The 25,900-nt window shown below is 70.9% G+C and carries 27 protein-coding genes; 15 read left to right on the top strand and 12 right to left on the bottom strand.

The annotated features are described in order from the left end of the window. Positions 1-209 precede the first annotated feature (209 nt). A complete protein-coding gene (locus BA175_RS28920; protein ID WP_069174522.1) occupies positions 210-1,055 on the bottom strand; it encodes a hypothetical protein in 846 nt (281 codons plus the stop codon). Positions 1,056-1,227: 172 nt separating this feature from the next. On the opposite strand from BA175_RS28920, the gene BA175_RS28915 reads away from it, so the two are divergent. Then, a complete protein-coding gene (locus BA175_RS28915) occupies positions 1,228-2,421 on the top strand; it encodes an RtcB family protein (RefSeq protein ID WP_069174521.1) in 1,194 nt (397 codons plus the stop codon). Positions 2,422-2,498: 77 nt separating this feature from the next. Here the strand turns inward: BA175_RS28915 and BA175_RS28910 are convergent, their stop codons facing one another. From BA175_RS28910 to BA175_RS28895, 4 genes are all read right to left on the bottom strand, one after another. Next, a complete protein-coding gene (locus BA175_RS28910; RefSeq protein ID WP_069174520.1) occupies positions 2,499-3,257 on the bottom strand; it encodes an SDR family NAD(P)-dependent oxidoreductase in 759 nt (252 codons plus the stop codon). Positions 3,258-3,348: 91 nt separating this feature from the next. After that, positions 3,349-3,684 carry a YnfA family protein gene (locus BA175_RS28905; protein ID WP_069174519.1) on the bottom strand — a complete coding sequence of 112 codons (336 nt, stop codon included), beginning with the start codon at positions 3,682-3,684 and terminating at the stop codon, positions 3,349-3,351. Positions 3,685-3,776: 92 nt separating this feature from the next. Beyond that, positions 3,777-4,529: a Mut7-C RNAse domain-containing protein gene (locus BA175_RS28900; RefSeq protein ID WP_069174562.1), complete on the bottom strand. Its 753-nt coding sequence runs from the start codon at positions 4,527-4,529 to the stop codon at positions 3,777-3,779. Positions 4,530-4,863: 334 nt separating this feature from the next. Then, the gene (locus BA175_RS28895) at positions 4,864-5,304 is read right to left on the bottom strand and encodes a MarR family winged helix-turn-helix transcriptional regulator (protein ID WP_254668017.1); all 441 of its coding nucleotides are present in this window, start codon (positions 5,302-5,304) and stop codon (positions 4,864-4,866) included. Positions 5,305-5,461: 157 nt separating this feature from the next. Between BA175_RS28895 and BA175_RS28890 the strand changes: the two genes are divergently transcribed. The 4 genes from BA175_RS28890 to BA175_RS28875 all read left to right on the top strand — a co-directional run bounded on the left by BA175_RS28890 (position 5,462) and on the right by BA175_RS28875 (position 10,071). Beyond that, the gene (locus BA175_RS28890; protein ID WP_069174517.1) at positions 5,462-6,646 is read left to right on the top strand and encodes a PP2C family protein-serine/threonine phosphatase; all 1,185 of its coding nucleotides are present in this window, start codon (positions 5,462-5,464) and stop codon (positions 6,644-6,646) included. 248 nt (positions 6,647-6,894) lie between these two features. Continuing rightward, positions 6,895-8,562, top strand: a complete 1,668-nt coding sequence (locus BA175_RS28885; protein WP_079159869.1) for a PP2C family protein-serine/threonine phosphatase — start codon at positions 6,895-6,897, stop codon at positions 8,560-8,562. Then, positions 8,559-9,689, top strand: a complete 1,131-nt coding sequence (locus BA175_RS28880) for a cobalamin B12-binding domain-containing protein (RefSeq protein WP_069174515.1) — start codon at positions 8,559-8,561, stop codon at positions 9,687-9,689. Before BA175_RS28885 ends, BA175_RS28880 begins: the two co-directional genes overlap by 4 nt. Then, complete coding sequence (locus BA175_RS28875) at positions 9,649-10,071, top strand: STAS domain-containing protein (RefSeq protein ID WP_069174514.1); 423 nt, start codon at positions 9,649-9,651, stop codon at positions 10,069-10,071. The genes BA175_RS28880 and BA175_RS28875 overlap by 41 nt, the downstream gene beginning before the upstream one ends. A 30-nt stretch (positions 10,072-10,101) precedes the next feature. On the opposite strand, the gene BA175_RS28870 is transcribed toward BA175_RS28875, so the two are convergent. From BA175_RS28870 to BA175_RS28855, 4 genes are all read right to left on the bottom strand, one after another. Beyond that, the gene (locus BA175_RS28870) at positions 10,102-10,461 is read right to left on the bottom strand and encodes an STAS domain-containing protein (RefSeq protein WP_069174513.1); all 360 of its coding nucleotides are present in this window, start codon (positions 10,459-10,461) and stop codon (positions 10,102-10,104) included. Positions 10,462-10,583: 122 nt separating this feature from the next. After that, complete coding sequence (locus BA175_RS28865) at positions 10,584-11,069, bottom strand: ATP-binding protein (RefSeq protein ID WP_107407667.1); 486 nt, start codon at positions 11,067-11,069, stop codon at positions 10,584-10,586. Between the two features lie 82 nt (positions 11,070-11,151). After that, entirely contained in the window at positions 11,152-11,505 is a 354-nt protein-coding gene (locus tag BA175_RS28860; protein WP_069174512.1) for an STAS domain-containing protein, read from the bottom strand. A gap of 171 nt (positions 11,506-11,676) precedes the next feature. Further along, complete coding sequence (locus BA175_RS28855; protein WP_079159868.1) at positions 11,677-12,261, bottom strand: hypothetical protein; 585 nt, start codon at positions 12,259-12,261, stop codon at positions 11,677-11,679. Positions 12,262-12,554: 293 nt separating this feature from the next. On the opposite strand from BA175_RS28855, the gene hemL reads away from it, so the two are divergent. The 7 genes from hemL (at position 12,555) to ccsB (ending at position 20,214) form a co-directional block, all read left to right on the top strand. Further along, complete coding sequence (gene hemL / locus BA175_RS28850) at positions 12,555-13,862, top strand: glutamate-1-semialdehyde 2,1-aminomutase (RefSeq protein ID WP_069174510.1); 1,308 nt, start codon at positions 12,555-12,557, stop codon at positions 13,860-13,862. Continuing rightward, positions 13,859-14,557: a histidine phosphatase family protein gene (locus BA175_RS28845; protein WP_069174509.1), complete on the top strand. Its 699-nt coding sequence runs from the start codon at positions 13,859-13,861 to the stop codon at positions 14,555-14,557. Before hemL ends, BA175_RS28845 begins: the two co-directional genes overlap by 4 nt. A gap of 166 nt (positions 14,558-14,723) precedes the next feature. Beyond that, a complete protein-coding gene (locus tag BA175_RS28840) occupies positions 14,724-15,980 on the top strand; it encodes a hypothetical protein (RefSeq protein ID WP_069174508.1) in 1,257 nt (418 codons plus the stop codon). A gap of 67 nt (positions 15,981-16,047) precedes the next feature. Further along, positions 16,048-16,656, top strand: a complete 609-nt coding sequence (locus tag BA175_RS28835) for a TlpA family protein disulfide reductase (protein WP_069174507.1) — start codon at positions 16,048-16,050, stop codon at positions 16,654-16,656. Positions 16,657-16,660: 4 nt separating this feature from the next. Then, complete coding sequence (locus BA175_RS28830; protein ID WP_069174506.1) at positions 16,661-17,425, top strand: cytochrome c biogenesis CcdA family protein; 765 nt, start codon at positions 16,661-16,663, stop codon at positions 17,423-17,425. 6 nt (positions 17,426-17,431) lie between these two features. Beyond that, positions 17,432-19,138: a cytochrome c biogenesis protein ResB gene (resB, locus tag BA175_RS28825; protein ID WP_069174505.1), complete on the top strand. Its 1,707-nt coding sequence runs from the start codon at positions 17,432-17,434 to the stop codon at positions 19,136-19,138. Next, complete coding sequence (ccsB, locus tag BA175_RS28820; RefSeq protein WP_069174504.1) at positions 19,135-20,214, top strand: c-type cytochrome biogenesis protein CcsB; 1,080 nt, start codon at positions 19,135-19,137, stop codon at positions 20,212-20,214. Before resB ends, ccsB begins: the two co-directional genes overlap by 4 nt. A gap of 69 nt (positions 20,215-20,283) precedes the next feature. Here ccsB and BA175_RS28815 read toward each other — a convergent pair whose 3' ends face one another. Next, the gene (locus BA175_RS28815; protein WP_069174503.1) at positions 20,284-21,603 is read right to left on the bottom strand and encodes an aldehyde dehydrogenase family protein; all 1,320 of its coding nucleotides are present in this window, start codon (positions 21,601-21,603) and stop codon (positions 20,284-20,286) included. After that, positions 21,600-22,295: a type 1 glutamine amidotransferase domain-containing protein gene (locus BA175_RS28810; protein ID WP_069174502.1), complete on the bottom strand. Its 696-nt coding sequence runs from the start codon at positions 22,293-22,295 to the stop codon at positions 21,600-21,602. The genes BA175_RS28815 and BA175_RS28810 overlap by 4 nt, the downstream gene beginning before the upstream one ends. A 167-nt stretch (positions 22,296-22,462) precedes the next feature. Here BA175_RS28810 and BA175_RS28805 point away from each other — a divergent pair, with 167 nt between their 5' ends. Beyond that, on the top strand, positions 22,463-22,903 hold the full coding sequence (locus tag BA175_RS28805; RefSeq protein ID WP_069174501.1) for a MarR family winged helix-turn-helix transcriptional regulator: 441 nt from the start codon (positions 22,463-22,465) through the stop codon (positions 22,901-22,903). A gap of 116 nt (positions 22,904-23,019) precedes the next feature. Here BA175_RS28805 and BA175_RS28800 read toward each other — a convergent pair whose 3' ends face one another. Then, entirely contained in the window at positions 23,020-23,427 is a 408-nt protein-coding gene (locus BA175_RS28800) for a PLD nuclease N-terminal domain-containing protein (RefSeq protein WP_069174500.1), read from the bottom strand. Positions 23,428-23,517: 90 nt separating this feature from the next. On the opposite strand from BA175_RS28800, the gene BA175_RS28795 reads away from it, so the two are divergent. Next, entirely contained in the window at positions 23,518-24,975 is a 1,458-nt protein-coding gene (locus BA175_RS28795; protein ID WP_069174499.1) for a menaquinone biosynthesis decarboxylase, read from the top strand. Continuing rightward, positions 24,972-25,880, top strand: coding sequence for a menaquinone biosynthesis prenyltransferase MqnP (gene mqnP / locus BA175_RS28790; RefSeq protein ID WP_069174498.1), 909 nt, complete (start codon positions 24,972-24,974; stop codon positions 25,878-25,880). The genes BA175_RS28795 and mqnP overlap by 4 nt, the downstream gene beginning before the upstream one ends. Positions 25,881-25,900 lie beyond the last annotated feature (20 nt).

Here is a 25,900-nt window from a genome sequence, read left to right as displayed (position 1 = left end):
CCGGGGGAGCTCCTGCTGCGGATCGGCCGGTGTGGCCGTCGTGTCGTAGGTCGGTCGGCGTGTCTGATCTCGTCGGGCTTCGGTCGGCCGGAGCGGCCGGGACCCGGTGCTCCGGACGGCCACGGTACGACGGACGGTGGCGGCGCGGCGCCCCGGGCAGGGGTCCGGGGTGTGTGACGGATCCCCTGCCGGGGCCGGTTCCGTGCCGGTCACTCGTTGAGGGTGTCCGCCAGTCTCCGGGCCAGGGCCTGGGCCTTGTCCTGCAGTTCCCTGCTGTCGGGCACCTTGGCGACGACGGCGGGCTGCTCGCTGTACAGGACGGTGACGATGACGTTCGATGTGCGGAATACCACGCTCACGGTGCGGTGCTGGGCCGTCGATCCGGCCCGGGTGAGTACGTCGTCGAGGAACGCGGCGTCCCCGAGACCGTCGAGCAGCCGGGGCCGGAGTTCCTCGTCCGGACCGGTGCCGGTGGCGTCGCCGGGGTCGGTGCTGCTGTCGGAGCCCGCGTCGTTCCCGGCGTCACCGGACGGTTTCGCGGAGGGGGTGGCGGAGGCCGGGCCGCCCGGAGAGCCGGAGGCGGGCGGGCCGGGGGTGCCGGAGGCGACGTCCGTGGTGCCGGACGCCGCCGGCAGGTCTGCGGCGTCCTCCTGGGCGGCGTACACCTCGCGGGCGCGGTCGTCGTCGCTCACCGCGGGGTCGTAGGACACCACACGCTCGAAGTCGATGGAGAGGTTCCGGGAGGCGTCCGGGGCGTCCGACTTCCAGCGGCAGCCGACCTTGCGGTCGGTGTCGTAGGTGACGGTGGCGGTGCCCTCGTACACCTTCTCCTGCTGTTCCTCGGGCAGTTCGGCGGCGCCCGGCAGCAGGTCCCTGAGGGTGGAGCGGGGCACGGCGCGGCAGGATTCGGGCAGTGTCCGGTACTTGCCGGGAGGTGCGGCCGAGACCGTCGGGCTGCCGGCTTTGCTGTCGGCGCGGGTGTCGTCGGCGTCGGAACCGGCGCTGCAGCCGGCGACGAGCGCTGCGAGCAGCGCGACGCCGGGTACGTACGCCATGTGTCGCACGATCCCAGGCTCCCTTCGGTACGGAAAACAGGTTGCCGCCCGATGGCGGCCGATGGACACAATGTGTATCGCACGCGCCGCTGTGAATGCCGGTCGGCCGACCGATATGCCGACCTTGGCACCGGTTTTGCGCTTCAGTCTTTTCCGGGGGAATCGGGGAGTTATGTCGTATGTAGAGGTGCCGGGCGCGAACGTACCCATCCGTATGTGGGCGGACCCGGCCTCGGTGGAGGACGCCGCGATGGGGCAGCTGCGGAACGTGGCCACGCTGCCCTGGATCAAGGGCCTCGCCGTCATGCCGGACGTCCACTTCGGCAAGGGCGCGACGGTCGGCTCGGTGATCGCCATGCACGGCGCCGTCTGCCCGGCGGCGGTGGGTGTGGACATCGGGTGCGGGATGTCGGCGGTGAAGACGTCGCTGACGGCGAACGACCTGCCGGGTGATCTGTCGCGGCTCCGGTCGAAGATCGAGCAGGCGATCCCGGTGGGCCGCGGGATGCACGACGACATGGTGGATCCGGGCAGGCTGCACGGGTTTCCGACCTCCGGCTGGGACGACTTCTGGTCGCGGTTCGACGGAGTCGCCGACGCGGTCAAATTCCGGCAGGAGCGCGCCACGAAGCAGATGGGGACGCTCGGAAGCGGTAATCACTTCATCGAGTTCTGCCTCGACGAGGCGGGGGCCGTGTGGCTGATGCTGCACTCCGGGTCCCGGAACATCGGCAAGGAACTCGCCGACTTCCACATCGGGCAGGCTCAGAAGCTCCCCCACAACCAGGGCCTCGTCGACCGCGATCTGGCGGTGTTCATCGCCGACACCCCCCAGATGGCGGCGTACCGCAACGACCTCTTCTGGGCACAGGAGTACGCCAGGTACAACCGGTCGATCATGATGGGTCTCTTCCAGGACGTGGTCCGCAAGGAGTTCAGGAAGGCGAAGGTCACCTTCGAGCCGGTCATCTCCTGCCACCACAACTACGTCGCGGAGGAGCGCTACGACGGCATGGACCTGCTGGTCACCCGGAAGGGGGCGATCCGGGCGGGTTCCGGGGACCTCGGCATCATCCCGGGCTCCATGGGGACCGGTTCGTACATCGTGAAGGGCCTGGGGAACGCGAAGTCGTTCAACTCCGCCTCGCACGGGGCCGGGCGCCGGATGAGCCGGAACGCCGCGAAGCGGAGGTTCTCGACCAAGGACCTGGAGGAGCAGACCCGGGGTGTGGAGTGCCGCAAGGACTCGGGTGTGGTGGACGAGATCCCGGCCGCGTACAAGCCGATCGAGCAGGTCATCGACCAGCAGCGGGACCTGGTCGAGGTCGTCGCCAAGCTCAGGCAGGTCGTCTGCGTGAAGGGCTGAGACCGCCCGCCGCCCCGTCCGCCCCGTCCCGTCCGGCCCCGGACCGCATGCGGTCCGGGGCCGGACGCCGTCGGAGGTCAGAGGGTGCGGTGGACCTTGGAGTTGGAGGCCTGGGCGCGGGGGCGGACGACCAGCAGGTCGATGTTGACGTGGCTGGGACGGGTGACGGCCCAGCGGATCGTGTCGGCCACGTCGTCGGCGGTGAGCGGGGCGTCGACGCCCGCGTAGACCTGGGCCGCCTTCTCGGTGTCACCGCGGAAGCGGGTCGTGGCGAACTCCTCGGTCCGGACCATGCCGGGGGCGACCTCGATCACCCGGACCGGGGTGCCGACGATCTCCAGGCGCAGGGTCTCGGCCAGGACGTGCTCTCCGTGCTTCGCGGCGACGTAGCCGCCGCCGCCCTCGTACGTGGAGAGCGCGGCGGTGGAGGAGAGGATCACGACCGTGCCGTCGCCGCTCGCGGTGAGGGCGGGGAGCAGCGCCTGGGTGACGTGGAGGGTGCCGATGACGTTGGTCTCGTACATCCGGCGCCAGTCGGCGGGATCCCCGCTCGCCACCGGATCGGCGCCCAGCGCACCGCCCGCGTTGTTGACGAGGACGGCCAGGGAGCGGAACGCGGTGGCGAACTCGTCGACGGCCGCGCGGTCGGTGACGTCCAGCGCGTAGGCCGTCGCCTGGTGGCCCGCCTCGGTGAGCTCGGCGGCCAGCGCCTCGATGCGGTCCTTGCGGCGGGCGGTGAGCACCACGCGGTAACCGGCGGCGGCCAGCTGCCGGGCGGTGGCGGCACCGATGCCGCTGCTCGCGCCGGTGACGACGGCGATGGGGGTGGCGGCCATGGCGAACTCCTCGGACAGCTGATCGGTACGGGCCAAGGATAGGCAGGCCGTCCGGACGCGGGGCCGTCGGCCGGTGACGTCCGGCCGGGTCTCAGTGGTTGCGGGGCGCGTACATGATGAGTGCCATGCCGGCCAGGCAGACCAGCGCGCCGATGACGTCCCACCGGTCCGGGCGGTAACCGTCGGCGGCCATGCCCCAGGCGATCGACCCGGCGACGAACACCCCGCCGTACGCGGCGAGGATGCGGCCGAACTCGCCGTCCGGCTGGAGCGTGGCCACGAAGCCGTACGCGCCGAGCGCGAGGACGCCCGCGCCGATCCAGATCCAGCCGCGGTGCTCGCGGACGCCCTGCCACACGAGCCAGGCACCCCCGATCTCGAAGAGCGCGGCGACGGCGAACAGGGCGACGGAGCGGGCTACGAGCATGGGACCAGCGTTTCACGTGGAACCGGAGCCGGATCGTGGGCCGTGCGCGTGTGACGGCAGGGCGGCGTGACCACTCCGCCCGGGTCCGGGCCTCAGAGGGCGGGCCCGGCCCCGCTCCCCGTGCCGCCGAACTCGCGCACCGCCTCCGCCACGATGGTCTCCAGACGGCTGTGGTGGGCGCCCCGCCAGTAGACCCGGCCGCAGGCGGTGCACTGCGCGAACACGTCGTAGGTCCGCTGGGTGCCCTGCTCCAGCAGGCCGCTCACGGAGTCCTTGTCCGCCTCCGTGAGCTCCCCGTTGCAGGCGGTGCAGCGGGTCCAGGGAGCGAGCGGCGGGGCGAAGCGGCTCAGCACGTCGCGCAGCTGCTCCTCGGGACGGTCGCTGTAGAGGTAGGCCCCCGCCCAGATCTCCCTGCGCCGGAGCAGTCCCCGGTCGCGGGAGAGCAGCACCCGCCGCTCCTTCGCCGAGAGGGCCGCGAGCGCGGGGTCTCCGATGTCCGTGCTCCCGTACGCCGCGTCCACGCCGAGCAGGCGCAACCGGCGGGCCAGCGTGCCCAGATGGACGTCGAGCAGAAAGCGCAGGGGCGCGCCGGGGACTTCCTGCGGGCGCCGCACGGCGCGCACCTCGATCCGCTCGCCCGCCTGCGGGATGTGGGAGGCGGGGACCGGCATGCCGTCGACGAGGAGCTGCCCGGCCTCGGTGAGCGGGATCCCGAGGGACTCCACGACGTGTCCCAGGGTCGAGGATCCGTCGGTGACGACGGTGGTGCGCCCCCGGCGGCGCTCGTGGGCGACGAAGAGCCGCAGTTCGGGGGCCACTTCGAAGGCGATCTCGGGTCCGTTCACCCGGTCAGGATGCCACTGCGCGGGCTGGGGGGAGAGGCCGGGGACGCGCTCCGCCCCGGCGGAGAGAGGACGTTCGGAGCCGGCCGTCGCCACGGGGCCCGAGGGTTGTCCCGCAGCCCCGGTGGATCAGCGCGCCGCGTCGGATGCGGTGCGTCGCACGGCGGAGGGGCGACGGCATACGGACGTATGTGGACGTGAACGGGATGTATGGGGATGTTCCGACAGGGCGGCGAGGTGCCGTAGCTGTCGTCGCGCGCCCGCCGTGCAGCGCGGGACGCCCCTCGGGCGCGGACGGGCGTGGCCGCCGGGGCCAGGGGCCGGTGCGGGATCCGGGCTACGCGCTGTGCCGGCGTTCGTACGGCCGGTCCACCGTCCGCGGCGGACCGCCGATCGCGGCGCAGAACGCCGAGAGACCGACGGCCAGCGCGCGGCGGTCGGCCGGGGTCATGCCGTCCATGGTCAGCCGCAGGAACTCCGCGCGGCGGAGCCGGAGCGTGCGCAGGTGGACCGCGCCCGCCTCGGTGAGCCGCAGCTGTATCTCGCGGCGGTCCTCGGCCCGCGGCGACCGATGGAGGAATCCGGCGGCCTGGAGCCGGTCGCACAGCCGGCTCACCGAGGGTGCGGCCATCGCGAGGTGCCGTCCCAGGCTGCGCATGTTGATGCCCGGTTCCCGTTCGACGGCGTACAGCACGCGGGTCTGGGTCGGTGACACGGGTGCGGTGTCGAAGGCGTCCCTGCCGCGCTCCCAGGCGATCTCGATCATTTCCAGAAGCATGACGGCCTCCGGAGCGCCGGCAGATACGTCCCGGGCCGCGGGGATGGAATCCTCACACATGTGACACTCCCGAGTGAGCCTCTGCCGACCGTGGTGGCCGACCGGTGCGAGCAGTCGCAGATTCGACGATAAGCCAACGAAAGCAGGACGTGTACAAGTGGAGAGACCCAGCGCGGTCGAACGCGAGCTGCGTGAGGCCGCGCCGCACCAGATCCTCGAGGCGCTCCGGACCCATCTCGGGCTGCGGTTCCAGGCGGTGGCCGTGGAGCTGCTCATGGCCGACTACGCGATGTCCCGGTTGCAGCCCATAAGTGATCTGCCGCACACCCGCGACGCGTTGCCGGTGCGCGTCGGCGCGCCGGGCCGGGCCTTCGGGGCCCAGCGCGCGCACTGCGAGCGCGACCCGGCGGGCGCGACCACGACCGTCTACCTGCCGGTCAGTGTCCGCGGCGACCGGATGGGTGTGCTGAGTGTCACCCTCCCCGACCGGGGGGACGAGGGCCCCGGCGCCCGGGAGCTGGACGAGCTGCAGGCCTGCGCGGACGCGCTCGCCCACGAGGTCGTCGTCGCGGAGCGGGACACCGACGTCTTCCTCCGGGCCCGGAGGGTGGAACGGCTGACCCTCGCCGCCGAGATGCAGTGGCAGCTCCTGCCGGGGCGGTCGTGCTCCCGCCCGGAGTACGCCATCGGTGCTCAGCTGGAGCCCGCCTACGACATCCACGGCGACAGCTTCGACTGGTCCGCGTCGGCCGACGAACTCATCCTCACCGTCAACAACGGGATGGGCGAGGGCATAGACGCGGCGATGCTCACCAACCTGGCCGTGAGCGCACTGCGCAACGCCCGCCGGGCCGGGCTGAGCCTGGCCGACCAGGCGTACCTGGCCGACCAGGCGGTCTTCGGCCAGCACCACGGGGAGCGGTTCCTGGCCGCGCTGCTGCTCCGCTTCCATCTGCCCACCGGGCATGTGCAGATCATCGACGCGGGATCGCCCCGCATCTGGAGGCTGCGGGCAGGGGCCGTCGAGGCCGTCGAACTGGAGGCCCAGATGCCCCTGGGGATGTTCCAGGACACGGTGTACACGGTGCAGGACTTCACCGTCGAGCCCGGCGACCGGCTGCTCTTCCTGAGTGACGGGGTGTACGACGTGCTGTCACCGGCGGGGGAGAGGTACAGCCTGCGCGCGCTGTCCAGGGTGATGACCGACACACGGCTGCTGCCGGCGTCCCAGGTTCCGACCGTGGTGCTGGACACGTTGCTGGGGCATCGCGGCAGCAGTCCGGCGCTGGACGACGCCCTGGTCCTGTGCCTGGACTGGCACGGCCGCCCCGGGGCCGGCTGAGCAGGGCGTCCGCCGGGTCGGCGCATCCGGCACACCGCACCGGCGGGCAGTGGGAGCCGCAGCCCACCGGTGCGGTGTGTTTTATGGTTGTTTTCCGGGCGAAGAGGGCGTGGACGCCCGGCTTGCACCCTTCCCCGCGCGGGAGGCGGGTTGCCATTCGGGCCCCGGTTGGGCAATGGTTGCCGACGGGAAAGTATTTTTCGTCCACTGGGAAGGTGGTGCGACCCGCTCCCGGCGGGTCCCCCCTCATGGCTCCTCCGAAGGAACACATCGCTGCGAAAGCTCGCCGGCCCTCCGCTGCACAGTGGGGCCCGGCCCCGTACCCGGTGATCGTCGCCGACAGGTCCGGAACACTCATCGACGTCAATCCTGCCGCGGCGGCGTTGCTGGAAGGCGCTGCCCCGGGGGCCCCGCTGGCGCGGGCTGTGCCGTCCTGGCTGGTACGGGCCCACGAGGAGACGGTGCGTGAGGCTGCCGGCCAGGAGGGCGGACCCCAGCGCAGCGGTTTCCGGGGAGAGATCGGAGCCCTGAGTTTCGAGGCCCATCCGAGCCGGGGCCTGGAGGGGCACGTGGTGTGGTGGCTGGTGGACGACACCGACCGCCGCCTCGCCGAGGAGCAACTGGCCACGGAACGGCAGCGCACCACCTTCCTCGCCGAAGCGTCGAACGTGCTGCTGGCGTCGCTGAACGCCGATCGCTGCATGCGGGTGACCGCCCAGCTGGCCTCCCAGCACCTGGCCGAGGCGGCGATCGTCATCGCACCCGCCTCGGGCCGGAAGCTGCCCATGGCGGTCGCCGTGGAGGGCCGCGCGGCGACTCACGGCACGGTGACGGCCGACCCGGCGGAGGTTCCCGGTCTGAGCGAGGCGCTGCAGGGCTTCCCGCCCGTCCCCTCCCGGTGGATCGACCCCGGCCTGCTGCCCACGTGGCTCATCCCGGAGGACTTCACCGGCCCCGTGGGGTCGGCCGCCGTCACGCCCCTGCCGGGGCACGGTGTTCCGGCCGGTGTCCTGGTGCTGCTGCGCAGTGCCGGTTCCGCCGAGTTCAAGGAGCACGAGGAGGTGTTCGCCCGCCTCTTCGCGGCCCGGGCCGGCGCGGCGCTGTCCGCCGCGCGGCTGTACGCGGAACAGAGCGACATCACCCGTACCCTGATGCGCGACCTGCTGCCGCCGCAGCTGTCCCGGGTGAACGGGGTCGAGTTCGCCGGCGGCTACCAGCCCGCCGCGGCCCGGGACCGGGTGGGCGGTGACTTCTACGACGTCCACCCGGGCGGCGCCCCCGGCGAGCCGTCCCTGGCGGTCCTGGGCGACGTGTGCGGGAAGGGCCTGGACGCGGCCGTACTCACCGGCAAGATCCGCAACACGCTCCAGGCGCTGACGCCGATGGCGGACGACCACGAGCGGATGCTGCGGCTGCTCAACGGAGCGCTCCTCAACTCCCACCACACCCGCTTCGCCACCCTGGTGCTGGCTACGGTGCGGCGCACGGAACACCGGGTGCGCCTGCGCCTGACGTCGGCGGGCCACCCCGCCCCGCTGGTGATCCGCAACGACGGCCGGGTCGAGGAGGTCGACACCCAGGGGACCCTGGTGGGGGCGCTGCCCCACATCGAGGCCCGCACCGTGGAGACCGATCTCCAGCCGGGCGAGACCTGCCTCCTCTACACCGACGGCGTCACCGAGGCGCGCGGTGGGCCCCTCGGCGACGAGCTGTTCGGCGAGGAGCGTCTGAGGCGGGCCCTGGCCGAGTGCGTGGGCATGCCGGGCGCGGCCGTGGTCGAGCGGATCCAGATGCTCGCCTCCCAGTGGCTGCACGACGGCCGGCACGACGACATGGCGCTCGTCGCCATCACCGCCCCGCCGACCAACCATCTCAGTGCGGTGGACGGCCACACACGGGGCAGGTACACGGCATGACTTCGCACGTATCCGCCACGCCCCTGGTGCGCGGCCTGCAGGACCGGTTGTGGACGGCGGTGATCGCCCGGGACGAACACGCCGCCGCCGAGGTGGTGTTCACCGCCATCGAGAACGGGATCGACGCGGAGACCGCGTTGCTGGACGTCATCGCCCCCGTACAGGCGCGGGTCGGCGCGGAGTGGGCGGCCAACCGCCTCGGTGTGGCGCAGGAACACGCGGCGAGCGCCATAGCCGAGCGGGTCATCGCCGCGCTGGCCCACCACCCCGCGGTACGCACCGCCCCGCGACTGGGCCGCATCGCCGTGGCCTGCGTGGACCAGGAGTGGCATGTGCTGCCGGCCCGGCTGCTCGCCGAGGTCCTCACGCTGCGCGGGTGGCAGGTCGACTTCCTGGGCGCCCAGGTGCCCACGCCGCACCTGATCAGCCATCTGCACACCTACGGCGCGGACATGGTGGCCCTGTCCTCCTCGATCCCCACCCGGCTGCCCGCGGCACACGCGGCGATCACCGCCTGCCAGGCCGTGGGGGTGCCCGTACTGGCGGGCGGGGCGGCCTTCGCGTCCGACGGCAGGTACGCGCGCCTGCTGGGCGCCGACGCCTGGGCGCCCGACGCGCGTTCCGCGGCGCGCCTCCTGGAGGACGGCATCGAGACTCCCGTGCTGACCGCCGGCCGCCAGCAGATCGACGATCTGCCGCACCTCGGTGACCAGGAGTACACGCTCGTCGTCCGTAGCCGGCCTCAGCTCGTGCGGGAGGTGCTCGCACAGCTCGAGAACCGTTTTCCCGAGGCGGCGGCCTACACGGAACAGCAGCGCGAGCACACGGCCCAGGACATCGCCCACATCGTCGACTACCTGGGCGTGGCCCTCTACATGGACGACGCCGAGCTCTTCACCGGCTTCCTGACCTGGACCGCGGGCGTACTCGAGGCCCGGCGGGTGCCGGGCCGGTCGCTGCGGCCGGTCCTCGACGTCCTGAAGGCAGAGCTCAAGGACTTCCCCCGTTCCACCCTGCTGCTCGACCGGGGGCGTTCCGTGCTGGACGCTCTCCTGGTGTCCGGCGGCCCCGACACCGGAGATTCGGATGACCGACTTTCCCAGTTCGCCCTTCACCCTGACAGCTGAGGCCGGTCCACAGACCGTACGCCTCCGTCTCGCCGGTGACCTGGACTACGACACCAGCGAGCGGCTGGTGGAGCGTGCCGTCGGCTGCCTCGCCGCCGACCCCGGCCCGCGTGAGCTCCTCCTGGACTGCTCCCGGCTGCGGCTGTGCGACTCCATGGGGATCTCCGCCCTCCTGATGGTCCACCGCGCCACGAGCTCCCGCGGGGTGGGGCTGCGCCTGGAGAGCCCGCCCGACTTCCTCCGCAGGATCCTGGAGATCACCGGGATACGGGAGCTCTTCGGCTCCGATGCCACCGGCCGGCAGTCCGAGCACCCGGAGGACGCCACCGTCCCCGCCGGTGCCCAGCAGCAGCCCGTTCCGCCGCCCACCCCCTCCGGCTGAGGGCTGAGGCGCCGTGCGGCGCCGACCGGGTCAGGAAGCGCCCAGGGCGGCGTCGAGCGTCGGGTAGGTCCTGAGGACCCGCTCGACCCCCGCGGTGCGCAGCAGTCGCGTCAGGATCGGTCCGGGGGCGGCGATGCGCAGGTCCGTCTCCTGGTGCACTCCGAGGAGAAGGCTGAGGAAGGACGAGTCCGCGAAGGTGACCGCGGAGGCGTCCAGTACGACGACCTTGTGCCCGCCCACGGCCTGCCACATGGCCAGGAAGAGCGGATCTATGGTGTCGGTGTCGAGGTCGCCCTGAGCCCTGATGACCCAGTGGCCGTTGATCTCGCGTTCGCCGGTCACCACCTGCGGGCCGGCGGGCGCGGAATCGTCGAGCGGCTCATGGACCATGTGGTCAATTATGCCGCCTTCCGGGGTCCCGCCGCGTACCCGCCCCACCCGGGGTGGCGGACGTCGGGACCCGGCGTGCGACCGCCGTGCCCGCCGCACGGATTCAGGGGGGACGTCTCCGTTCAGGTGAGGGCGATCAGGGCGGCGATGCTCTTACCGCCGGGCCGGTAGGTGACGGACACCCGCTTCGTCAGACGGCGCACCAGGAGCCATCCGTAGCCCCCCACCGAGGCCACGGCGGGATCGCGCTCCGTGGTGATCGGTGGCTGCGTACTCGCGTCCTCGACGGTGACGAGGAGACCGCCGTCGACGATCTCCGCGGTGAAGCCGGTGAGCCCGCCGCCGTGCTTGACGGCGTTGGTCACCAGCTCCGAGGTCACCAGCAGCGCGTCGGCCACCACGACGTCGGCCGGGCCCTCCCCGGACAGCCCGCAGAACTGCGCTTCCAGGAGCCGGGTGACGATGTCACGCGCGGCGGCGGCGTTCCGCGGCACGCCGCGTGCCGGGCCCGCGCCCGGCGGTTTCTCCGGCCGGGACGGGACGGCGGCCTTCTCCGGCTCATCGCCCGGGCCCCTGGCGTCCCACGGCACTTCTCGTTCCCCGTTCATTACCTCTTGCGCCTGCCCGGCCGCTTCCCGGTCACACGTACCGCTGGACGGCGGGCCTGTGTCCGGTGCGGCCCGGAGGCGGTCAGCATGTCAGCGCCGCGTCCACGCTCTCCGCGAAGCGGAAGGCGCCCGTGGTGCCCGACACCTCGAAGAGCCGGCGCACTTCCGTCCGGAGCGGTCCGGCGAGCACCAGCCGCACCCCGGCCTCGGTGTGCCCGCGCTGGGCGTCCAGCAGCACGTGCAGCCCCGTCGAGTCGGCGAACGCCAGTCCCGACAGGTCGGCCACGGTCAGCCTCCCGCCCGTGCTCGCGGCCCCTTCCAGCGCCTCCACCAGCAGGGTAGGACCCGACCATGCGTCGAGCGTTCCCCGGACCCGGATCAGGACGACACCGTCGTCCGTCGTCTCCACGACCACACGCAGTTCATCAGCCGCCATACGTCCTATGCTCCACCACCGCGGACCGAGCGGAACACGGGGTGGGGCCATCAGGCCCGCCCCGCCGCACCACCGGTCCTCGTGGTCCCTCTTCTCGCTCGTCGCATCAGCGCGGCCGGCACGCCGGCCGGCGCGGGATCCGGCCGCCCGCCCGCCTGGTGTGGCCCCGGATCAGGGCCACACCAGGCAGTACGCCTGATGTCCCGCGTCGTGCAGCCGGTAGGAGAAGTCCTGCCACTCGTGGAGCAGCTGGTAGACGTTGAACGCGTCACGGGGGCCGCCGCGGTCCGGGACCGTCGACCAGATGAAGGCGGCCGCGCCGACGGACTCCTCGCCGACGTCCCGCAGCGGGTCGACGACCGTCATCGGGAGCTTGACCACCGCGTAGTCGGGGTGGAGCACGACCAGCTCCAGCGGGGGGACCTTGTGCAGGGGTATGCCCTGTATACCGGTGAGGACCATGGCGGCCACCGTCTCCGGCTTGATCTTGCTGAACATGCCCCCCATGCCCAGCTCGTCCCCGCCGAGCTCCTCGGGCCGCATGGAGATGGGCACGCGTGCGGCAGTGGCCCCGTCGGGGGCGCCGAAGTACTTGTAGGTCACCCCCACCCTTCCGCTGCTCCTGCTCCCCGGTTCCCCGGCACCGGCCGCCCGGTCGTTCCGGGCCCGCTCGGCCCCGCGCCGGTGCCGCCCTCGCCGGGCAGGCTCGGGCCCCAGGTCGTCGGTCCCTTCGCCCACTCCGCCACCGCGATGCATATCTCATCCACCCGACTACTTCTTAGGAGACACAGCCTCGCCGCGCAACCCGATCACCGTCTCAGTGACCTCCCCAGCGAACGTGCGGTGAAACACCTGTCCGCAGGACCGCGTGTGCCTCTGACACCATGGCATGTGTGAGCTTTCCCTATGACGCCCCAGTTTCGCAGACGCGAGGAGACTGACGCCCTTTCGTTGTACGAGCCTCATACGGGGAGAGTGCGCTCCCTGCTCACCGGTGGCCGGAGGTTCCGGCCCTGCCCCGAACCCCCGAATCGCAGATCAGGACCAAAGTGGCGTATTCATACGAAGCACCAGTTTCACAGTCGCTGTTCGACCGCGCGTCCCTCGTGACGCCCGGCGGCGTGAACTCCCCCGTACGCGCGTTCCGGGCCGTGGGCGGCACGCCCCGGTTCATGGTGTCCGGTACGGGGCCCTACCTCACCGACGCCGACGGCCGTGAGTACGTCGACCTCGTGTGTTCCTGGGGGCCGATGATCCTCGGACACGCCCACCCGGAGGTCGTCGCCGCCGTACAGGAGGCCGTGGGACGCGGTACCTCCTTCGGTACGCCGGGGGAGGGCGAGGTCGCGCTCGCCGAGGAGATCGTGGCGCGGATCGAGCCCGTCGAGCAGGTGCGGCTGGTGTCCTCCGGCACCGAGGCGACCATGTCCGCGATCCGCCTCGCCCGTGGTTTCACGGGCCGGGCGAAGGTCGTGAAGTTCGCCGGGTGCTACCACGGGCACGTCGACGCGCTGCTGGCCGCCGCGGGCTCCGGGGTCGCCACCTTCGGGCTTCCCGACACTCCCGGTGTGACCGGCGCCCAGGCCGGTGACACGATCGTGCTGCCGTACAACGACCTGGAGGCCGTGCGCGCCGCGTTCGCCGCGCAGCCGGGCGAGATCGCGTGCGTGATCACCGAGGCGTCCCCCGGGAACATGGGTGTCGTGCCGCCCGGGGACGGTTTCAACGCCGGGCTGAAGGAGATCTGCGCCGCCGAGGGCGCGCTGTACATCTCCGACGAGGTGATGACCGGTTTCCGTACCTCCAAGGCCGGCTGGTACGGCATCGACGGGGTGCGGCCCGACCTGATGACCTTCGGCAAGGTCATGGGCGGCGGCTTCCCCGCCGCGGCCTTCGGGGGGCGCGCCGACGTGATGGCGCACCTGGCCCCCGCCGGTCCCGTCTACCAGGCGGGCACCCTGTCCGGGAACCCCGTCGCCACCGCCGCCGGCCTCGCCCAGCTGCGGCTGCTCGACGACGCGGCGTACGCGAAGGTCGACGCGGTCTCCGCCGAACTGCGGGCCCTGGTGAGCGAGGCGTTCACCAAGGAGGGTGTCGCGCACACGGTGTCGGCGGCGAGCAACATGTTCTCCGTCTTCTTCACCGACCGCCCCGTCCGCGACTACGAGGACGCGAAGAAGCAGGAGGCCTTCCGCTTCACCGCCTTCTTCCACTCGATGCTGGAACAGGGCGTCTACCTGCCGCCCTCCGCGTTCGAGTCCTGGTTCGTCTCCACCGCCCACGACACGCAGGCCGTCGAGCGGGTCGCCGCCGCCCTGCCCGCGGCGGCGCGCGCCGCATCGGAGGCCACCGCATGAGCGCGAACAGCACGGACCCGGCGAAGGACATCACCGTCGTCCACCTGATGCGCCACGGTGAGGTGCACAACCCGGACGGCGTGCTCTACGGGCGCCGCGCCGGCTACAGCCTCTCCGAGCTGGGGCGGCGGATGGCCGACCGGGTCGCGGAGCACCTGGAGAAGCGCGACATCACGTACGTCGTCGCCTCCCCGCTGGAGCGTGCCCAGGAGACGGCCACCCCGATCGCCACGTCCCACGGCCTGGACCTGGCCACCGACGAGCGGCTCATCGAGGCTGCCAACGTCTTCGAGGGCAAGACCTTCGGGGTGGGCGACGGCGCGCTGCGCAAGCCGGAGAACTGGCGTCACCTCACCAACCCGTTCAAGCCGTCCTGGGGCGAGCCGTACATCGAGCAGGTCGTACGGATGATGGGTGCCCTGGACGCCGCGCGCGACGCCGCCCGCGGCCACGAGGCGGTCTGCGTCAGCCACCAGCTGCCGATCTGGATCGTGCGCAGCTTCGTGGAGCGGCGACGGCTGTGGCACGACCCGCGCAAGCGGCAGTGCACGCTGGCCTCGCTGACGAGCTTCACCTATCAGGGCGACAAGATCGTGTCGGTCGGGTACACGGAGCCGGCCAGGGATCTGGTGCCCGCGCACCTGCTGGCCGGGGCGAAGCCTGTCAAGGGGAAGTCGAAGGCGTTCGGGGCGTAGGACCCCTGCGCCCGGCGTCCCGGCCGCCGTTGTGTGGAGGACCCGTAAGGGTTACATCGCGTAACAACTTTTATGATTATCAGCGGAACCGTCGTGTTGGTTGCCTCATCTAAGCCTTCGCCAGTTTGTATGGCAATGAGGTAAAACGACCGTAGATGGGGACGCTATGCGCGACATCAACCGAAGGGGCCTGCTCGGGGCGGGACTCGGGGCCGCAGCCGCACTCTCGATGGCCGGCTGCGGCTCCTTCGGCTCGTCGGACAACGGACGGCCGGGACCCGAGAAGAGCCCCAAGGGGGACAAGGGGACCCACGGGAACGGCGGGGGCCCTCCCAAGAAGAACGTCAGGCTCATCGGTGACGGCTCCACGGCCGACACCGGAAAGCAGCCGAATCAGCCCACCGCGCCGGTTCCGCTGGAACCCGGCCAGAAGCCGCCGCAGTTCGTGATCTTTTCCTGGGACGGGGCCGGAGAGGTCGGCAACGGCCTCTTCCCGCGCTTCCTGGAACTCGCGAAGGAACACGATGCGGCGATGACCTTCTTCCTCTCCGGGCTGTACGTGCTGCCCGAGTCGAAGAAGTCGCTCTACCGCCCGCCCAACAACCCCCGGGGCGCGTCCGACATCGGCTACCTCAGCGACGACCACGTCAAGCAGACCCTCACCCACGTGCGGCAGGCCTGGCTCGACGGGCACGAGATCGGCACCCACTTCAACGGGCATTTCTGCGGCGGTTCCGGATCCGTGGGGAACTGGACGCCCGCGCAATGGCAGAGCGAGATCGAGCAGGCGGTCTCCTTCGTCACCGAATGGCGGACGAACACCGGCTGGCAGGACGTCGAGCCGCTGCCCTTCGACTACCGCAAGGAACTCGTCGGCGGACGCACTCCCTGTCTGCTCGGCCAGGAGAATCTCCTGCCCACCGCGAAGCAGCTGGGCTGGCGCTACGACGCCAGCTCACCCGGCGGCCTGCAGGTGTGGCCCGAGAAGCGCGACGGGATCTGGGACCTCCCCCTGCAGGGCGTGCCCTTCCCCGGCCACTCCTTCGAAGTCCTTTCCATGGACTACAACATCCTCGCCAACCAGTCGAACAATTCGACCAACGGCATGCCCTCGCGTTATCCCGGCTGGCGTACCCAGGCCACCGACGCCTACCTCGCGGGTTTCGACCGCGCCTACGAGACGAATCGCGCCCCTTTCTACGTCGGCAACCATTTCGAGGAGTGGAACGGCGGTATCTACATGGACGCCGTCGAGGAAGTGATCAAAAGGATCGCGGGCAAGCCGGATGTGCGCCTCGTCTCATTCCGGCAGTTCGTCGACTGGCTCGACGTCCAGGATCCGGCGGTACTCGCGAAACTGCGTACGCTCGAGGTCGGTCAGGCCCCCGCCGGCGGTTGGAACGCCTTCTTTAAACAGGCTTGACAAGGGGCTTTACGGGCATCGAGGGGGGTGCGGAAGATCCCCGGAACTGCCATGCGAAACTTTTCACATGAGCTCTGGACGCCGCGCACCCCGACGCCGCTTCACCCTGCTCGCCGCCACCGCGGTGGCCGGTGCCCTGACGCTGTCCGCGTGCGGCGGGGACGACATCAAGTCCGGCGGCGGCGGTAACACGAACTTCGTCACCGGCAGCGGCGGCATCTCCACGGTGGCCAAGGGCGAGCGCACCGCCGCGCCGAAGCTCGACGGCACCACTCTGGACGGCAAGGCCCTCGACGTCGCCGACTACAAGGGCAAGGTCGTCGTCCTGAACGTCTGGGGCTCCTGGTGCGGGCCCTGCCGCCTGGAGGCCAAGCACTTCACCAAGGTCGCCGCGGAGACCGAGGGCCAGGGCGTGCAGTTCGTCGGCATCAACACCCGGGACACCCAGAAGTCCCTGGCGGTCAACTTCGAGAAGGACTTCGGCGTCACCTACCCGAGTCTGTACGACCCGACCGGAAAGCTCATCCTCCGCTTCCCCAAGGGGACCCTGAACCTGCAGACCATCCCCTCGACCGTGGTCATCGACCGCCAGGGGAAGGTCGCCGCCCGCAAGCTGGGCGGCCTCGACGCGGAGAAGCTGCACGAGATGATCGACCCGCTGATCGCGGAGAAGTGATCCGGTGTTCCAGCTCGCCGCGTACACGGGGGACAACGAGACCGTCCTCAGCGGGGCCCTCCTGGTCGCCCTGCCCATCGCCCTGCTCGCCGGCCTCGTCTCCTTCTTCTCGCCCTGCGTCCTGCCCCTCGTGCCCGGCTATCTGAGTTACGTCACCGGCGTCAGCGGCACCGACCTGGCGGAGGCCCGGCGCGGCCGGATGGTCGCGGGCGCCTCGCTGTTCGTGCTCGGCTTCACCGTCGTCTTCGTCTCCGGCGGCGCGCTGTTCGGCTACTTCGGCCAGAACTTCCTGGAGCACAGCGCGCTCCTCACCAAGGTCCTGGGCGTGCTGATGGTCCTCATGGGGATCTTCTTCATGGGCCTGATGCCCTGGATGACGCAGCGTGAGTTCCGTATCCACAAGAAGCCCGTGACCGGTCTGCTGGGAGCCCCGATACTCGGCGCGCTCTTCGGGATCGGGTGGACGCCCTGCCTCGGGCCGACCCTCTCCTCCGTCACGGCCCTGGCCATGCAGCAGGGGACCGCCGGACGCGGGGCCGTCCTGTCCGTGGCGTACTGCGTCGGTCTCGGCCTCCCCTTCGTCCTGGCGGCGGTCGCCTTCCGTAAGGCACTCGGCGCGTTCGGCTGGGTCAAGCGCCACTACGCCTGGGTCATGCGGATCGGCGGCGGCATGATGATCGTGACCGGGGTGCTCCTGCTGACGGGCGCCTGGGACACGCTCATCCAGGAGATGCGAGTCTGGTCCGACGGCTTCACGGTGGGGATCTGAGTTTTCATGAGCAACCTGAACACCACGGACGAGCGCGACCTCGGCGGGGCCGGAGAACAGCTCTCCACCGCCCCGCGTGAGGAATCCGCCGCCACGGTCCCCGCGATGGGCGTCATCGGCTGGGCCCGCTGGTTCTGGCGCCAGCTCACCTCGATGCGGGTCGCCCTGATCCTGCTCTTCCTGCTGTCGCTGGGTGCCGTCCCGGGATCGCTGATCCCGCAGAACAGCGTGGACGAGATGAAGGTGCAGACCTTCAAGGAGGCCCACACCACCGTCAGCCCGCTCTACGAGAAGCTGCAGTTCTTCGACGTCTACAGCTCGGTGTGGTTCTCCGCGATCTACATCCTGCTGTTCGTCTCGCTGATCGGCTGCATCGTCCCGCGCACCGGCCAGTTCGTCGGCCAGCTGCGCGCCCGGCCGCCCGCCGCCCCGAAGAAGCTGACCCGGCTGCCCGCCTACGCCACCTGGCGCACCGAGGCGGACCCCGAGCGGGTCCATGAGGCCGCGCTCGCCGTCCTGCGCGGACGGCGCTTCCGCTCGCATGTCGCCGGGGACGCCGTCGCCGCGGAGAAGGGCTACCTCCGCGAGGCCGGCAACCTCCTCTTCCACGTCGCCCTGATCGTCATGCTGGTCGCCTTCGCGAGCGGGCAGCTGTTCAAGTCGGAGGGCGGCAAGCTGGTCGTCGAGGGTGACGGGTTCTCCAACACCCTCACCCAGTACGACGACTTCAAGTCCGGTTCGCTCTTCGACACCGAGGACCTGACCCCCTTCAGCTTCACCCTGGACGACTTCGTCGGGACGTACGAGCGCAGCGGCCCGCAGCGTGGCACGCCCCGCACCTACGAGGCCCGGGTGACGTACTCCGAGGGCGCGGACGGCAAGGAGCGGAAGAAGGTCATCCGGGTCAACCAGCCGCTCGTCGTCGACGGCACGAAGGTCTACCTCAACGCCCACGGCTACGCCCCCGTCCTCTCCGTCAAGGACGGCAAGGGCAAGGAGGTCTACCGGACCGCCGTCCCCCTGCTGCCCATCGACAACAACGTCACCTCCACGGGTGCGGTCAAGGTGATGGACGGCTACCGCGACAGGAACGGCAGGAAGACCCAACTGGGCTTCCAGGCCTTCTTCGTCCCGACCTTCGCCGGTGACGGCCAGGGGACGATGTTCTCGCAGTTCCCCGGAGCCGACTACCCGGTCCTCGCGCTCAACGGCTACCACGGCAGCCTGGGCGTCGACTCCGGACTGCCGCAGAACGTGTACCAGCTCGACACGTCCAAGATGACGGAGTTCAAGGACAGCAACGGCGACAAGCTCAAGAAGCGGCTGCGCCCCGGCGAGACCATGAAGCTGCCCGACGGCGCCGGTTCCATCACCTTCGAGGGTGTCGAGGAGTGGGCCAGCTTCCAGATCTCCCGCCAGCCGGCCAGCGGCTGGGCGCTCGCGGGTGCCGTCGCCGCGATCGCCGGTCTCGCCGGTTCGCTCTTCATCCAGCGCCGCCGGGTCTGGGTCAGGGCCGTGCGGGGCGCGGACGGTGTCACCGTCGTCGAGATGGCGGGCCTGGGCCGCAGCGAGTCCGCGAAGCTCCCCGAGGAGCTGGGCGACCTCGCGCTCGCACTCCACACCGAAGCGCCCACCGCTCCCGGACCCGAGCCCGAGCCCGGGTCCGGATCCGATCAACCTTCCGAAGAACCTGCCGAAGGGGCTGAGAAGTGAATCTCGCCGCCGCAACCAACGAGAATCTGGCGCACACCAGCAATGTGCTGATCTACTCGTCGATGGCCGTCTACACCCTGGCCTTCTTCGCGCACATCGCGGAGTGGGTCTTCGGCAGCCGCAGCAAGGTCGGCCGTACGGCCGCCGCGCTGAACGCCCCGGCCGCCGCCGCTTCCCCGGTGAAGGTGCGGGTCGCCCGGCGCGGAGGCACCGCGGTGCTGGACCGCCCCGAGGTCATCACCCGTTCCGCAGCCGGGACCCGGGACGTCCCGGACGGCCCGGGTGCCGCGGGCGGCACGTTCAAGGGTGACCTGTGGGGGCGTATCGCGGTCTCCCTGACGGTACTGGCCTTCGCGGTCGAGGCGGGCGGGGTCCTCACCCGCGCCCTGTCGGTGCAGCGCGCCCCCTGGGGCAACATGTACGAGTTCTCGATCACCTTCTCCACGGTGGCCGTCGGCGCCTACCTCGTCCTCCTGGCGCTGAAGAAGAACGTGCGGTGGCTGGGGCTGATGCTGGTCACCACGGTCCTGCTGGACCTGGGCATCGCCACCACCACGCTCTACACCGCCAGTGACCAGCTGGTACCCGCCCTGGACTCCTACTGGCTGTGGATCCACGTCTCCACCGCCATCATCTGCGGCGCGGTCTTCTACCTCGGCGCGGTCGGCACGCTGCTCTACCTGTTCCGCGACAGCTACGAGAACAAGCTCGCCAACGGCGGTACGCCCGGCACCTTCGCCCGGTCCGTCCTGGAGCGGCTGCCCGCCGCGGCGACGCTCGACAAGTTCGCGTACCGGGTCAACGCGGCCGTCTTCCCGCTGTGGACGTTCACGATCATCGCGGGCGCGATCTGGGCCGGCGACGCCTGGGGCCGCTACTGGGGCTGGGACCCCAAGGAGGTCTGGTCCTTCATCACGTGGGTCGCGTACGCCAGTTACCTGCACGCCCGCGCGACGGCCGGCTGGAAGGGCCGCAAGGCGGCCTACCTGGCGCTGCTCGCCTTCGGCTGCTGGCTCTTCAACTACTACGGCGTGAACATCTTCGTCACCGGAAAGCACTCCTACGCCGGGGTGTGACCGGGACGTACACGCCGCGAGGGCGCGACCGCACACCTGCGGTCGCGCCCTCGCGGCGTCGTATCGGGCTCAGCCCAGTGGCGTGTCCAGGACCGCCTTGCGGTGGCTGAACGTCTCCAGCGAGTACCTGCCGTGGTAATTGCCCATGCCGCTCTCACCGACCCCGCCGAACGGCAGGTCCGAAACGGTCAGGTGGGCCAGCGGCAGACCCATGCCCACCCCGCCCGACGAGGTCTCGGTCAGCAGCCGGTCGCGTACGGCGGGGGAGTGCGTGAACGCGTACAGCGCCAGCGGCTTGTCCCGGTCGTTGATGAAGCCGATGGCCTCGTCGAGGCCGTCCACCGTGATGATCGGCAGTACCGGGCCGAAGATCTCCTCGCGCATGACGGGGGCGTCGGGGGAGACGTCGGCCAGCACGGTGGGCGCGATGTACTTCCCGGAGCGGTCGTGGGCGCCGCCCGTCACCGTCCGGCCGGAGTCCAGCAGTCCCACCAGCCGGTCGAAGTGACGCCCGTTCACGATGCGGCCGTACTCGGGGGACGCGGAGGGGTCGGGGCCGAACCGCTCCTCGACCGCCGCGGCGAGCGCCTCGGCCAGAGGGGCGGCGGTCTCCGGATCCGTCAGCACGTAGTCGGGGGCCACACACGTCTGGCCGGCGTTGAGGAACTTCCCGGAGACGAGCCGGGAGGCCACGGTCCTCAGATCCGTGTCACGGTCCACGAAGGCGGGCGACTTGCCGCCCAGCTCCAGCGTCACCGGCGTCAGGTGCTTCGCCGCGGCGGCCATGACGATCCGGCCGACCGTGCCGTTGCCCGTGTAGAAGATGTGGTCGAAGCGCTCGGCGAGCAGCGCGGTGGTCTCCGGAACCGCACCCTCCACCACGGCGACCGTCTCCGTGTCCAGGTACTCCGGCAGCAGCCGGGCCACGGCCGCCGAGGTCGTGGGAGCCAGCTCGCTGGGCTTCACGACCACGGCGTTCCCCGCCGCGAGCGCTCCGACGAGGGGCGCCAGCAGCAGCTGCACCGGGTAGTTCCAGGGAGCGATGACGAGGACGACGCCGAGCGGGTCCTGGACCGTGTGGGCGGTGGCCCCGGCGAGGGCCGCCGGTACGGGGGCCGGCTCGGGCTCCAGCCAGCCCGCGAGGCGCTCCAGGGTGTGGTCGATCTCGCGCACCGTGAAGTCGATCTCCGTCCGGTACGCCTCCTTGCGGCTCTTGCCCAGGTCGGCGTGGAGCGCCTCGGCGAGCTCGTCGCCGTGCTCGGTGAGCAGGGCGCGCAACCGGGTCAGCTGCGTGGTGCGCCAGTCGAGGTCCCTGGTGCGGCCGGTGCGGAAGGCCGCGCGCAGGCGGGCGACGAGACCGGCCGCGGACCCGGAGGTGCCGACGGTCACAGGGCCTCCAGGATCTCGCGGGCCAGCTGTTCGGAGGAGGCCGGGTTCTGGCCGGTGTGCAGGTTGCGGTCGTGCACGGTGTGCGGTCCCCAGGCCTCCCCGGCGGAGTAGCGGGCACCCAGCTCGGTCAGCCGGTCCTCCAGCAACCAGGGCGCCTTGTCCGCGAGGCCGGCCTGGGTCTCCTCGACGTTGCTGAAACCGGTCATGCGGTAGTCGGCGAAGGGCCAGCTGCCGTCCTCGCGACGGGCGGGCAGCAGGGCGGCGGGGGCGTGGCACAGGACGCCCACCTGGATCCCCGAGTCCAGCGCCGAGGTCAGGAGCCGGCCGGAGGCCTCGTTGACGGCCAGGTCCTCCATGGGGCCGTGGCCGCCGGGGTAGAAGACGACGTCGTACGAGGTGGGGACGGTGTCCTCCAGCCGGGCGGGGATGCGGAGTGTCTCGTCGATCGAGGCGAGGTAGGAGGCGACGGCGTCGGCCTGCTCCTGGCCGCCGTTGACCTCGGCGGCCAGGCTGGAGGCGTCCACGGTCGGGGCGACGCCGCCCGGGGTGGCGATGGTGATGTCGAAGCCCGCCTGGGCGAAGACGCGGTGCGGGGCGGCCAGCTCCTCGGCCCAGAAGCCGGTGGGGTGGGCGGTTCCGTCCTTGAGGGTCCAGTGGTCGGCGCCGGTGAGGACGAAGAGTACGGAGGGCATGGGGGGTGCTCCCTACGACAAAGAAGGTGGTGCTCGGGGGAAGCTTGATATGCTCAAGCAACAGGAGCCAGGTAACTGCCAAAAGTTGGGCATGTCAAATGAATGCGGCTGCGTGGCGTCTCTTCCAGGCTTCCGGACCACGCGTACCGATCGAAGGATGACCGACCATGACGACGGAACCGGCACCCCGCGCCGTCCCTACCCCGGACGAGCTGCTGGAACCCCTCGCGCTCGTCGTCCGCGGTCATCACGACGACCTCACCGCGGTCGCGGCCCGGCACGGTCTGAGCACCTCGCAGGCGCGCGCGCTGATCGCGCTCGGAGAGCCCATGCCCATGAGCGCCCTGGCCCGGCACCTGGTGTGCGACGCCTCGAACGCCACCGGGCTGATCGGGCGGATGGAGAGCCGCGGCCTGGTCACCCGGGCACCCGCACCGGGCGACCGCCGCTCCAAGGTGGCCGCCCGCACCCCGGAGGGGACCGAGCTGGCGCACCGCATCCGAGCCGAGATGCGGGTGGTACACGGTGCCCTGGAGGCCCTCACCCCCCAGGAGCGGACGGCGCTGCTGCCCCTGCTCGACCGGCTGGGCCGGCTGCTGTCCCCGTGAAGCGTCTGCCGGCCGCCGTGCCCGCGTGCCGTGCGCTGCGGCCGGACCGGCCCGCGCGGAAGTGGGAGGGCCCGGGCGGCGGGAGCGGCGCGGGCCCGGGCGGTGTGGGACGGCCCTCAGGAGGTGGCGGGCGGAGCGGACTCCCCCGGTCCCGCGTTGCCCTCACGGCGCCTGATCTCCTCTTCGCGGCGGCGCAGGTCCGCCTCCCAGTCCTTGAGGAGGGACTCGTCCTTCTTGTTCTCCTCCTGCAGCGCCTTCAGGAATTCCGGATTGTCGTCGGGTGCCACCCAGGTGGTGCGGTGGTGGCGGTGCCACTCGGACGGCGTACGGCCCCCGGCGGGCACGTGGCGCACTTTGCCCGCGGCGAACCAGACGATCGGACCCACGATCCAGAACAGCAGGATGATGAAGACCCAGGCCAGTTTCGGCAGGTGCCTGGCCTCGTCCTCAGGGGTGTTCAGGCAGTCGATGAACGCGTAGATCGTCAGTGCCAGCGGCAGAAGGTAGATCAGGGCCCGCAGCATGGTGGAAGGATCCCCCGAGATGAGGTGAGGGGGCGCACTGTCCCGCCCCGGTGACGGGCCCAGGGTAGCGGGTGGCCGATACTGGACAGCATGGCTTACGACGATCTTCGCTCCCTGCTCCGGGCCCTGGAGCGCGAGGGCGATCTCAAGCGCATCAAGGCCGAGGTCGACCCGCATCTGGAGGTCGGCGAGATCGTCGACCGCGTCAACAAGGCGGGTGGCCCGGCGCTGCTCTTCGAGAACGTCAAGGGGTCGTCCATGCCCTTGGCCATGAACGTCTTCGGGACGGACCGCCGACTGCTCAAGGCTCTCGGCCTGAAGTCCTACGCGGACATCGGCGACAAGATCGGCGGACTGCTCAAACCCGAACTGCCGCACGGCTTCGTGGGGGTACGGGAGGCGTTCGGCAAGCTCGGCTCGATGGCCCATGTGCCGCCGAAGAAGGTGAAGTCCGACAACGCCCCCGTCCAGGAGGTCGTCCTCACCGGCGAGGACGTCGACCTGGACCGGCTCCCCGCGCTCTTCACCTGGCCCGAGGACGGCGGCTCCTTCTTCAACCTCGGCCTCACGCACACCAAGGACCCCGAGACCGGCGTGCGCAACCTGGGGCTCTACCGGCTCCAGCGCCACGACAAACGCACCATCGGGATGCACTGGCAGATCCACAAGGACAGCCGCAACCACTACCAGGTCGCCGCCAGGCGCGGTGAACGGCTGCCCGTGGCCATCGCGTTCGGGGCGCCGCCGGCCGTGACGTACGCCTCCACGGCGCCGCTGCCCGGGGACATCGACGAGTACCTCTTCGCCGGCTTCATCCAGGGCAAGCGGATCGAGATGGTCGACTGCAAGACCGTCCCCCTCCAGGTCCCCGCCCAGGCGGAGGTCGTCATCGAGGGGTGGCTGGAGCCGGGGGAGATGCTGCCCGAGGGGCCTTTCGGCGACCACACCGGCTTCTACACACCGCAGGAACCGTTCCCCGCCCTGAAGATCGACTGCGTCACCATGCGCAGGCGGCCGCTGCTGCAGTCGATCGTCGTGGGCCGGCCCCCGACCGAGGACGGACCGCTGGGGCGGGCCACCGAGCGGTTCTTCCTGCCGCTCCTGAAGGTGATCGTGCCGGACATCGTGGACTACCACCTTCCGGAGTCGGGCGGCTTCCACAACTGCGCGATCGTCTCCATCGACAAGAAGTACCCCAAGCACGCCCAGAAGGTGATGAGCGCGGTCTGGGGCGCGCACATGATGTCGCTGACCAAGCTGATCGTGGTCGTGGACTCCGACTGCGACGTCCATGACCTGCACGAGGTCTCCTGGCGTGCGCTCGGCAACACCGACTACGCCCGCGACCTCACGGTCGTCGAGGGCCCGGTCGACCATCTCGACCACGCCTCCTACCAGCAGTTCTGGGGCGGCAAGGCGGGCATCGACGCCACCCGCAAGTGGCCCGAGGAGGGATACACCCGGGACGGCGGCTGGCCGGCCATGGTCGAGTCGGACCCGGATACGGCGGCGAAGGTCGACCGCCGCTGGAAGGAGTACGGACTGTGAGCGCTTCCGCCTCCGCCGCCGTGCCGCAGCCGCGCAGCACGCCGCGGGCGTTCCTGCGGCTGGTGATGATCGAGCACTCGGTCTTCGCCCTGCCCTTCGCGTACATCGCCGCGCTCACCGCGATGTTCCGGCTGGACAAGGAGATCCACTGGGGCACGCTGCTGCTCGTGACGGTGGCGATGGTCGGACTGCGGACCTTCGCCATGGCCGCCAACCGGATCATCGACCGGGAGATCGACGCCCGTAACCCGCGGACCGCGGGACGCGAGCTGGTGACCGGCGCGGTCACGGTGAAGTCGGCGTGGACGGGCGCGATCGTCGCCGTCGTCGTCTTCCTCGGAGCGGCGGCCCTGCTCAACCCGCTCTGCCTGGCTCTGGCCCCGGTCGCCGTCGTCCCCATGGTCGTCTACCCGTACGGCAAGCGGTTCACGAACTTCCCGCACGCGATCCTCGGACTGGCCCAGGCCATGGGGCCGGTCGGCGCCTGGCTGGCGGTCACCGGGAGCTGGTCGTGGGACGCGGTGATCCTGGGGCTGGCCGTCGGCATCTGGATCGGCGGCTTCGACCTGATCTTCGCCTGCCAGGACGTGCAGGCCGATCGGGCGCACGGCGTGCTCTCCTTCCCCGCACGCTTCGGGATCCCGGCCGCGCTCTGGGGCGCCCGGGTGTGCCACGCGGTGACGACCGGTCTGCTCGTCTGGTTCGGCCTGGCGACGGGCGCGGAACTTTTCTACTGGGTCGGCATGGTGATCGTCGCCGTGGCCTTCGTGTACGAGCACCGGGTGGTGCGGCCGCACGATCTGTCCCGGCTGAACCGGGCGTTCTTCTCGGTCAACGGCTTCATCGGCATCGCCCTGTTCGCCTGTGCGCTGCTGGACCTGCTGGTGCGCGGCCTCACCCCGTGACGGCCGGCCACCCGCCGGGC

It is taken from the genome of Streptomyces griseus, assembly GCF_001715295.1.
Taxonomy (GTDB): domain Bacteria; phylum Actinomycetota; class Actinomycetes; order Streptomycetales; family Streptomycetaceae; genus Streptomyces; species Streptomyces griseus_G.
This window is presented reverse-complemented; position numbering and strand designations above follow the sequence as displayed.

Bases quoted from the DNA above. Each gene is read 5' to 3' on its own strand.
- BA175_RS28915 (WP_069174521.1), top strand. From the start codon at position 1,228: ATGTCGTATGTAGAGGTGCCGGGCGCGAACGTACCCATCCGTATGTGG.
- BA175_RS28810 (WP_069174502.1), bottom strand. From the start codon at position 22,295: ATGCCCTCCGTACTCTTCGTCCTCACCGGCGCCGACCACTGGACCCTC.
- resB (WP_069174505.1), top strand. From the start codon at position 17,432: ATGAGCAACCTGAACACCACGGACGAGCGCGACCTCGGCGGGGCCGGA.
- BA175_RS28805 (WP_069174501.1), top strand. From the start codon at position 22,463: ATGACGACGGAACCGGCACCCCGCGCCGTCCCTACCCCGGACGAGCTG.
- BA175_RS28800 (WP_069174500.1), bottom strand. From the start codon at position 23,427: ATGCTGCGGGCCCTGATCTACCTTCTGCCGCTGGCACTGACGATCTAC.
- BA175_RS28795 (WP_069174499.1), top strand. From the start codon at position 23,518: ATGGCTTACGACGATCTTCGCTCCCTGCTCCGGGCCCTGGAGCGCGAG.
- BA175_RS28875 (WP_069174514.1), top strand. From the start codon at position 9,649: ATGACCGACTTTCCCAGTTCGCCCTTCACCCTGACAGCTGAGGCCGGT.
- BA175_RS28845 (WP_069174509.1), top strand. From the start codon at position 13,859: ATGAGCGCGAACAGCACGGACCCGGCGAAGGACATCACCGTCGTCCAC.
- BA175_RS28855 (WP_079159868.1), bottom strand. From the start codon at position 12,261: ATGCATCGCGGTGGCGGAGTGGGCGAAGGGACCGACGACCTGGGGCCC.
- BA175_RS28885 (WP_079159869.1), top strand. From the start codon at position 6,895: ATGGCTCCTCCGAAGGAACACATCGCTGCGAAAGCTCGCCGGCCCTCC.
- BA175_RS28910 (WP_069174520.1), bottom strand. From the start codon at position 3,257: ATGGCCGCCACCCCCATCGCCGTCGTCACCGGCGCGAGCAGCGGCATC.
- BA175_RS28870 (WP_069174513.1), bottom strand. From the start codon at position 10,461: ATGGTCCATGAGCCGCTCGACGATTCCGCGCCCGCCGGCCCGCAGGTG.
- BA175_RS28920 (WP_069174522.1), bottom strand. From the start codon at position 1,055: ATGGCGTACGTACCCGGCGTCGCGCTGCTCGCAGCGCTCGTCGCCGGC.
- BA175_RS28905 (WP_069174519.1), bottom strand. From the start codon at position 3,684: ATGCTCGTAGCCCGCTCCGTCGCCCTGTTCGCCGTCGCCGCGCTCTTC.
- BA175_RS28865 (WP_107407667.1), bottom strand. From the start codon at position 11,069: ATGAACGGGGAACGAGAAGTGCCGTGGGACGCCAGGGGCCCGGGCGAT.
- BA175_RS28840 (WP_069174508.1), top strand. From the start codon at position 14,724: ATGCGCGACATCAACCGAAGGGGCCTGCTCGGGGCGGGACTCGGGGCC.
- BA175_RS28860 (WP_069174512.1), bottom strand. From the start codon at position 11,505: ATGGCGGCTGATGAACTGCGTGTGGTCGTGGAGACGACGGACGACGGT.
- BA175_RS28835 (WP_069174507.1), top strand. From the start codon at position 16,048: ATGAGCTCTGGACGCCGCGCACCCCGACGCCGCTTCACCCTGCTCGCC.
- BA175_RS28895 (WP_254668017.1), bottom strand. From the start codon at position 5,304: ATGCTTCTGGAAATGATCGAGATCGCCTGGGAGCGCGGCAGGGACGCC.
- BA175_RS28880 (WP_069174515.1), top strand. From the start codon at position 8,559: ATGACTTCGCACGTATCCGCCACGCCCCTGGTGCGCGGCCTGCAGGAC.